This is a genomic window from Streptomyces sp. CT34, from assembly GCF_000805335.1.
Lineage (GTDB): Bacteria > Actinomycetota > Actinomycetes > Streptomycetales > Streptomycetaceae > Streptomyces.
The window spans coordinates 2,067,286-2,074,524 of the sequence record NZ_KN708638.1; the positions used below are offsets into that span (position 1 = coordinate 2,067,286).

The window sequence follows — 7,239 nt, forward strand, 5'->3', positions numbered from 1 at the left end:
GGTGTGGACGAGGGTGCGCAGGGCGGCGTGCGGGCCGGTGCCGTGTTCGGGGAGGAGGGGCAGGCAGGTGTCGCGTACGGCGCGGGCGACGGTGTCGGGGCCGCCGGGTGGGAGGGGGCCGGAGCGGTCCTGGGCGCCGGTGGTGAGGGCGTCGAGGACGGTGTCGAGGAGCGGGCGGAGCGCGCGGGGGCCGTTGGTGCCGCCTGCGAGGGCGGTGCCGGCAGGGGCATCTGGCATCAAGAGGCTCTTCTTCAGCGGGAGTTGGGTGCGACGGGGCACAGACCTTAGGCCGACCTAAGTTACTGTCCATGTACGGTGGGTATCCACCGGTTACCCCGGGATCACCCATTCGGGTGATAGATGTCCCGCAAGTGTTCGGGGGCCGCCGGCTGCCGGCCCGGCGGCACCCCTGTGCGGTGGGCCGACCGGGGCCTTTCCACCCCTGGCCCGCCGGTCCGGTCCTCCCCTGGCCCGCCGGTGCGGCCGGACCGGCCGGACCGGTCCCAGCTCCTGTCGTCGGACTCCCGCCTGCCGGCCGACGCCCTGCACGCGCCCCCACCCTCGAACCGGCCTCGCACGGCTCGGGCGGGGGGACCCCCTTCGCCGCACCGGACGACAACCCCGGTACTCCAGGCACGCCGAGAGCACGCACCGGAGGCCGCCCGGCCCGCCCTTCGGGCCGACGACGGGAGTGTGACGACGGGGCCTAGCGCTGCGCGGCGGCCTCCCGGACGTGCAACGCCCGGCGCAGGTCGTCGAGTTGGTCGGCGAGGGTGCGGCGCAGGGCGGGGGTGGGGTCGGCGTCGGCGAGGCAGCGCTCGCCGAGCCGGAGGGTCTCCTCCTCGACGAATGCGGCGGGGAAGGCGTGGCGGCCGGCGGCCTTGGCGAGGGCGGGGCCGCGGCGGGCGGCGAGGGCGGGGACCGCGGCGAAGTAGCGGGCCACGTAGGGGCGGAGCAGGTCGTACTGTTCGGGGGCCCAGAAGCCGTCCGCGGTCGCGGTGAAGAGGTAGTTGGAAAGTTCCGCGGGTTCGGCGGGCTCTGCGGGTTCGGCGGACTCGCCGTCGTCGCCGCGGTCGGGCCGCTCGTCGCCGGTGGTGAACAGGGCGTTCCAGGCGGCCTGTTTGGCGGCGGGGTCGGGGAGGGCGGCGTGGCAGCGGGCGGCGCCTTCGCGGCCGGTGGCGCTCTGGTCGCGGGCGAGTTCCGCGTCGATGGTGTCGCGGAGTTCGGCGAGCGGGGCGGCGCCGAGTGTGGCGAGCCGGGCGAGGATGCGCCAGCGCAGTTCGTGGTCGAGGTCGGGGCCGCCGGGGACGCTGCCGTCGTCGAGCCAGTCCTGGATGCCTTCGTGGCTGGGGGCGCTGTCGATGAAGGCACGTACGGCGGTGAGCCGCAGGCCCGCGCCGGCGCCGTTCGAGGGGCCTTCGGTGCGGCGCAGGATGTCGCGGCTGATGCCGGTGAGGGTGGCGAGGGCGGTGTGGCGTTCGGGGAGGGGGAGGTAGCGGTCGGCGATCTGGGTGCGGGCGAAGGCGAGGACGCCTTGGACGATGGCCAGGTCGGTCTCGTGCGGGAGGTGGTCGCGGGCGACGTCCAGGTAGGCGGCGGGCGGGAGTTGGCCGTCGCGGACCATGTCGCGGGCGGCGTTCCACACGACGGCGCGGGTGAGCGGGTGGGGCAGGGTGGACAGGGAGCGGGCGGCGGTCTGCCAGGAGTCGGCGTCGAAGCGGACCTTGGCGTAGGTCAGGTCGCCGTCGTTGAGGACGACGAGGGCGGGGGCGGGCCGGGGGAAGGTCTGCCGGGTCCGTCCTTCCTGCTGGGGGATGTCCACCTCGAATTGGTCGCGCAGGGTGAGCCGGCCGGTGTCGGCGGGGTCCGGGTCGTAGGTGCCGACGGCGATGCGGTGCGGGCGGCTGCCGGTGTGGGTGATGTCCAGGTGCCAGGTGTCGCGGTCCTCGGTGGTGGCCGGGGTGAGGGTGTCGACGCCGGTGGTGCGCAGCCAGCGGGCGGCCCAGGCGTGGACGTCGCGGTCGGTGGCGCGGGCCAGGGAGTCGAGGAAGTCGGCGAGGGTGGCGTTGCCGAAGCGGTGCCGGGCGAGGTGGTCGTTGATGCCGGTGAGGAAGTCCTTCTCCCCCATCCAGGCGACGAGTTGGCGGAGTGCGGAGGCGCCCTTGGCGTAGGAGATGCCGTCGAAGTTGAGGAGTGCGGAGGCGGTGTCGGGGACGTCTTCGGGGGTGGGGGCGACGGGGTGGGTGGAGGGCCGCTGGTCGGCGTCTGTGCCCCAGCCCTTGCGGGCGATGGCGAAGTCGGTCCAGGTGTCGGTGAAGCGGGTGGCTTCGGACAGGACCTGGTAGCCCATGTACTCGGCGAAGGACTCGTTCAGCCAGATGTCGTCCCACCACTGGAGGGTGACCAGGTCGCCGAACCACATGTGGGCCATCTCGTGGGCGATGACCATGCCGCGGTTCTGGCGTTCGGTGTCGGTGACGGCGGAGCGGAAGACGAATTCGTCGCGGAGGGTGACCAGGCCGGGGTTCTCCATGGCGCCGGCGTTGAACTCGGGGACGAATGCCTGGTCGTAGGAGTCGAAGGGGTAGGGCTCTTCGAAGATCTGGTGGTAGCGGTCGTAGCAGCGGCGGGTGAGGTCGAGGATCTCGTCGGCGTCGGCGTCGAGGTGGGGGGCGAGGGAGCGGCGGCAGTGGATGCCGAAGGGGAGGCCGGCGTGCTCGGTGCGGACGGAGTGCCAGGGGCCGGCGGCGACGGCGACGAGGTAGCTGCTGATGCGGGGGGTGGGGGCGGCTTTCCAGGTGCCGTCGGGCTGCTGCTCGGTGCGGGAGTTGGCCAGGACGGTCCAGGTGGGCGGGGCGGTGACGGTGAGGTTGAAGACGGCCTTCAGGTCGGGCTGGTCGAAGGCGCCGAAGACGCGCTGGATGTCGTCCATGAAGAGCTGGGTGTAGACGTAGCTCTCGCCGTCGGCGGGGTCGGTGAAGTGGTGCATGCCTTCGCCGGTGCGGGAGTAGCGCATGGTGGCGTGGAGGCGGAGTTCGTGGGGGCCGGGGGTGAGGTCGGTGAGGGGGAGGCGGTTGTCGTCGAGGGTGGTGGGGTCGAGGGGGTGGCCGTCGAGGGTGGCGGTGTGGAGGGTGTCGGGGCGGATCTCGACGAAGGTGTCGCCCGGTTCGCGGGCGGTGAAGTGGATGGTGGTGCGGGAGGTGAACTGCTCGTCGCCGTGGGTGAGGTCGAGGGCGATGTCGTAACGCTGGACGTCGATGAGCCGGGCTCGGGATTGCGCGGCGGCGCGCTGCAGTACGGGCATGGGGTCATGCTGCCGTACGGCCGGTGGGGGCCGCACAGGGGTTTGGGCGGGCCGGGAGGGCGCCGGGAGGCAGCGCGGCGGCGGGGGTCTCGCGCCGGCGTTCGGTCCGGTGCGGGGCCGCCCGGTCGGCCTGCGGGGCCGCGCGGTGTGCGGGGTCGCGGCCGGGGCGGTGTCAGTGGTCGGCGGTGCTCTCCAGGGGCGGTACGGCGACGATCTCCCAGCCGCCTTCGGGTGGCGGCCCGGCGGTCAGGGTGCCGCCCAGTGCCTGGGCCCGCTCGGTGAGTCCGGCCAGGCCGAAGCCTCCGCCGCCGGCCTGTTCGGAGAGGCGGGCCGGGTCGCCGCCGTCGTTGGCGATGCGCGGTGCGGCGCCGTCGGGGGCGGTGTGCGGCGTGATCCGTACGGCGGTGGCGTCGGCGGCGTGCTTGCGGATGTTGGTCAGCGCCTCGCGCACGATGCGGTGGACGGCGGCGGCCACCTCGGCGGGCAGGGTCTCGGCCAGTCCAGGCTCGACGGACAGCGTGCAACGGGTGCCGCGCGGGCCCGGGGAGAGCGTTCCGGGGCCCGGCGGGCGCGGCCGGGGCGGTGCCCGCCCCCGTGCGGATCGCGCCCCGGCTCGACCGCCGCGCCGTACAGTGTCCGGATGGCGAGCGGCGGCAGCGACATCCAGCACGGATTTCCCCATCTCGACACGGTCCGGGCGGCCCTGACGGCCCTCTTCAGGCGCCTGAGCCGTGACACGGTCGGCGCCTTCGACACCAGCGTGCTGCCGGTGGACGTCGCCTTCGACGACGCCGAGGACATCCACCTGGGCGCCCAGCGCATCGCCCGCGCCATGGTCCACCAGTTCCGGCTGCCGGACGCCCGGATCGTGGTCACCTTCCGCGAGATGGAGCACGCCGCCCATGTCGAACTGACCGCGGGCCCCGAGTACTTCGTCGAGCTCAACGAGCGGTTCGGGAAGCACCGCAAGGACATCGGGGCCGCTCTGGCCCACGAGGTGACGCACGTCTATCTGCACCGGCTCGACCTGTCGTTCCCCGGCACCCGCGACAACGAGATCCTCACCGACACCGCCACCACCTACCTCGGCGCCGGCTGGCTGCTGCTGGACGCCTACCGCGAGCACGGCCCGTTCTCGCAGAAGCTCGGCTATCTGACGCCGGAGGAGTTCGGCTATGTCCTCGCCAAGCGGGCCGAGTTCTTCGGCGAGGACCCGGCGCCGTGGTTCACCAGTCCGCAGGCGTACGAGGCGTATCTCGCGGGGCGGGCGCGAGCCCGGCAGGACGCCCGCCGCCCGCCGCTGGCCGCGGCCGGCTGGGCCGCCCGGCTGCGCTACGCCAGGGACCGCCGGCTGGCCCGGGAGGGCGGGCACACCGCCCGGAGCGCCGCTGCCGGCGACGGCTACGCCTTCGAACCGGCGGCCGGCGGCGGGCCCCCGACGCGGGTGTCGTTCCCCTGCCCGGCCTGCTGGCAGCGCATCCGTGTCCCGGTGCGCGGCCGGCTCCAGGCCCGCTGCGGCCTGTGCGGAACCCTTCTGGACTGCGATACTTGACGCCGCGTCAGGGAAGTGCGGGGCCGGTCAGATCCACCCCTCCAGCCCGGCCAGGAACCCCTCCAGGTCGTCCCGGTGGATGGTGTGCCCCGCGCCGCGCACCGTACGGACCTCGAAACCGCGGGCGGTCAGCTCCTTCGCCGCCTTCTCGGTGAAGAGGAACCCCTCCCCCGCGATCTGCACCAGCGACGGGACCACCGGCCGCTGCGGCGTCCGGTCGCGCAGGTGGTTCTCGGACAGGGCCAGGGCCGTCCCGGTGTCCCAGTCGGCGATCGTGGCCAGCTCGATGTCGACGTCGGTGTCGTCCCAGCGCGGGTTGAAGTTCCGCACCAGGGTGCGGTCGGCTCCCTTGAACGTCACGAACACCGCGGGGTCGACCGGCTGCCCCGGCCCGACCGGTGCCCACGCCGGATCGCTGTAGACCGCGCGCGCCGGCCGCAGCCGCTCGGCCGCCAGGGACAGCGCCAGCCCGCCCAGCGAGTGCCCGATGACGACCTCGGCGCCGGCCGGCAGGGTGTCCACGAGGTCGTCGGCGTACAGCTCCGGGCTGTACTCGCCGCGCGGACTGCGGCCGTGGCCGCGCAGATCGACGCCGATGACGCGGTAGCCCCGCCCGGCGAGGGCCGGGCCGACCCGGTGCCAGGTGCGGTGGTCGGACATGATCCCGTGGACCAGTACCGCGATCCGGTCGCCGGTCCCCCATTCATGGGTGTGCAGCTGCATACCGTGTCCCTCTCGCCGGGTTCGCGCCGCGCGCGACGGTCCGCCGTACGCCGGCCTCGGGGGTGTCCGGCGCGGCCGTGCCCGACGTTACACGTGTCGGTCGCCTCGATCCCGACGCGAGCCGGCCGGCGTCAGGCCCAGTCCTCCTCCGGCGTGGCCGCCGCCAGCACCTCGCGGGCACCGGAGCGGATCGGGCCGCCGTGCGGTACGCAGACCGTGTCGAGGTCCGCCAGGGCCGCCAGCCGTCGGAACGACGCGACGGCCGCGGCGCGTTCGACGTTGAAGGGCCCGAGGACCGCGTGCGCGCCGTCCGGGTCGGCGCCGATGATGTCGCCGGGGAAGAGCAGCCGGCTCTGCGGGAGGTGCAGCGCGATACCGCCCGGTGTGTGGCCGGGGACGTGCAGCACCCGTACGGGTTCGTGCCAGTCGTCGAGGGTGTCGCCGTCGTGCAGTTCGCGGTCGACCTCGGTGTGGCGCAGCGGTGGCATCCCGCCGGCCGCGAGTCCCGCCATGATGCCTTCGTGCAGCTGCCGTTCGGCCGGGCCCAGGACCGGCGGCGGTTCGGGGGCGGTGCCGCGGATGTACGGGGCGTCCAGGGCACCGGCCAGGACCCGGGCTCCGGTGGCGGCGACGAGTTCGGCGGCCGATCCCATGTGGTCGAGGTGGCAGTGGGTGAGCACGATCTGCCGCAGTGCGGCGGGCCGGGCGCCGAGTTGGGCCAGCGCGCCGAGGACGGCGGGGCCGGATCCGGGGATGCCGGTGTCGATCGCGGCGTAGCCGTCTCCGGGCAGCGTGACGAGGTACACATGCCCTACGGGGAGGGGGAGTTGCCAGACGTGCCGGCCGATCCGGGTGAGTGCTGCGTCCATGTCCGGGACGCTAGCCGCCGCCTGGCCGGCCGGTCTCCGCTTTGTGCCGTGGGCGGATTGTGCGGACGGCGAAAGTGCCCGGTGGCGGCGGCGGAACCCGTCGTGCCGCTGCCGCGTCCCATCGGCGACCCAAGGAGGCATGTCATGCAGTACGCCGCTCACCGCTCCCGTTCCCGCGTCCGTACGACCGCCCTCGTCCTGTCCGTGGCGGCGGCCGGCGCCGTCGCGCTCTCCGGCTGCGCCAAGGGAGAGCAGCATGTGGGTGCCGCGGCGCCGCCGGCTCCGCAGGACGCCTTCGCCCGGCGGGCCGCCCAGGTGGTGCAGGACTGGCCGAAGGTCTCCCCCGTGCCGGGCCGCCAGGAGGCGCTGCTCCCGCTGGCCGGCGCCGACCGCCCGCAGGGCTCCGGAGTACGGGAGATCACGGTGACCGTCGGCCACAGTGCCTGCGACGCCCACTTCGGCGCCCGCAGCCTGGAGTCGAAGGATCTGGTGGTGGTCTCCGGCTGGGGAAAGAAGAAGAGCGCGAAGGGGATGTGCACCGAGCAGCTGGCCACCGACAAGGTGAAGGTGCGGCTGAAGAGCCCGCTGGCGGGCCGCAAGATCGTGGACGCGGCCACCGGCAAGCAGCTGCTGAAGGGCTGACAAGCGGCCCGCGATGCCCGGCGGTTGGCGTTGGCGCACGCCACGGCCCAGGTCCTGTCGTCACACTCCCGTCGTCCGCCCGAAGGGCGGGCCGGGCGGGGTCCGTGCGGGGCGTCGACAGACAGGCGACAGACAGGCGGGGGGGGGGC

At 74.2% G+C, this 7,239-nt stretch carries 6 protein-coding genes and 1 pseudogene; 2 read left to right on the plus strand and 5 right to left on the minus strand.

The genetic code is table 11. The features are described from left to right. The 3 genes and pseudogenes from RZ84_RS40850 to RZ84_RS09220 form a co-directional block, all read right to left on the minus strand. Positions 1–237: pseudogene (locus tag RZ84_RS40850) on the minus strand (aspartate aminotransferase family protein); the annotation flags it as partial. A gap of 469 nt (positions 238–706) precedes the next feature. Beyond that, positions 707–3,304 carry an aminopeptidase N gene (gene pepN, locus RZ84_RS09215; protein ID WP_043263889.1) on the minus strand — a complete coding sequence of 866 codons (2,598 nt, stop codon included), beginning with the start codon at positions 3,302–3,304 and terminating at the stop codon, positions 707–709. 172 nt (positions 3,305–3,476) lie between these two features. Beyond that, complete coding sequence (locus RZ84_RS09220) at positions 3,477–3,779, minus strand: ATP-binding protein (RefSeq protein WP_043263890.1); 303 nt, start codon at positions 3,777–3,779, stop codon at positions 3,477–3,479. Between the two features lie 165 nt (positions 3,780–3,944). Between RZ84_RS09220 and RZ84_RS09225 the strand changes: the two genes are divergently transcribed. Beyond that, positions 3,945–4,856, plus strand: coding sequence for a hypothetical protein (locus RZ84_RS09225; RefSeq protein WP_043263891.1), 912 nt, complete (start codon positions 3,945–3,947; stop codon positions 4,854–4,856). A 27-nt stretch (positions 4,857–4,883) separates the two neighbouring features. Here the strand turns inward: RZ84_RS09225 and RZ84_RS09230 are convergent, their stop codons facing one another. Together RZ84_RS09230 and RZ84_RS09235 are read right to left on the minus strand one after the other, a co-directional pair. Beyond that, positions 4,884–5,579, minus strand: a complete 696-nt coding sequence (locus RZ84_RS09230) for an alpha/beta fold hydrolase (protein ID WP_043263892.1) — start codon at positions 5,577–5,579, stop codon at positions 4,884–4,886. A gap of 131 nt (positions 5,580–5,710) precedes the next feature. Next, a complete protein-coding gene (locus tag RZ84_RS09235; protein ID WP_043263893.1) occupies positions 5,711–6,448 on the minus strand; it encodes an MBL fold metallo-hydrolase in 738 nt (245 codons plus the stop codon). A gap of 144 nt (positions 6,449–6,592) precedes the next feature. On the opposite strand from RZ84_RS09235, the gene RZ84_RS09240 reads away from it, so the two are divergent. Beyond that, a complete protein-coding gene (locus RZ84_RS09240) occupies positions 6,593–7,090 on the plus strand; it encodes a hypothetical protein (protein ID WP_043263894.1) in 498 nt (165 codons plus the stop codon). Positions 7,091–7,239 lie beyond the last annotated feature (149 nt).

Excerpts from the sequence above, each read along its gene's own strand:
- pepN (WP_043263889.1), bottom strand. The coding sequence starts at position 3,304 with ATGCCCGTACTGCAGCGCGCCGCCGCGCAATCCCGAGCCCGGCTCATC.
- RZ84_RS09235 (WP_043263893.1), bottom strand. The coding sequence starts at position 6,448 with ATGGACGCAGCACTCACCCGGATCGGCCGGCACGTCTGGCAACTCCCC.
- RZ84_RS09230 (WP_043263892.1), bottom strand. The coding sequence starts at position 5,579 with ATGCAGCTGCACACCCATGAATGGGGGACCGGCGACCGGATCGCGGTA.
- RZ84_RS09240 (WP_043263894.1), top strand. The coding sequence starts at position 6,593 with ATGCAGTACGCCGCTCACCGCTCCCGTTCCCGCGTCCGTACGACCGCC.
- RZ84_RS09225 (WP_043263891.1), top strand. The coding sequence starts at position 3,945 with ATGGCGAGCGGCGGCAGCGACATCCAGCACGGATTTCCCCATCTCGAC.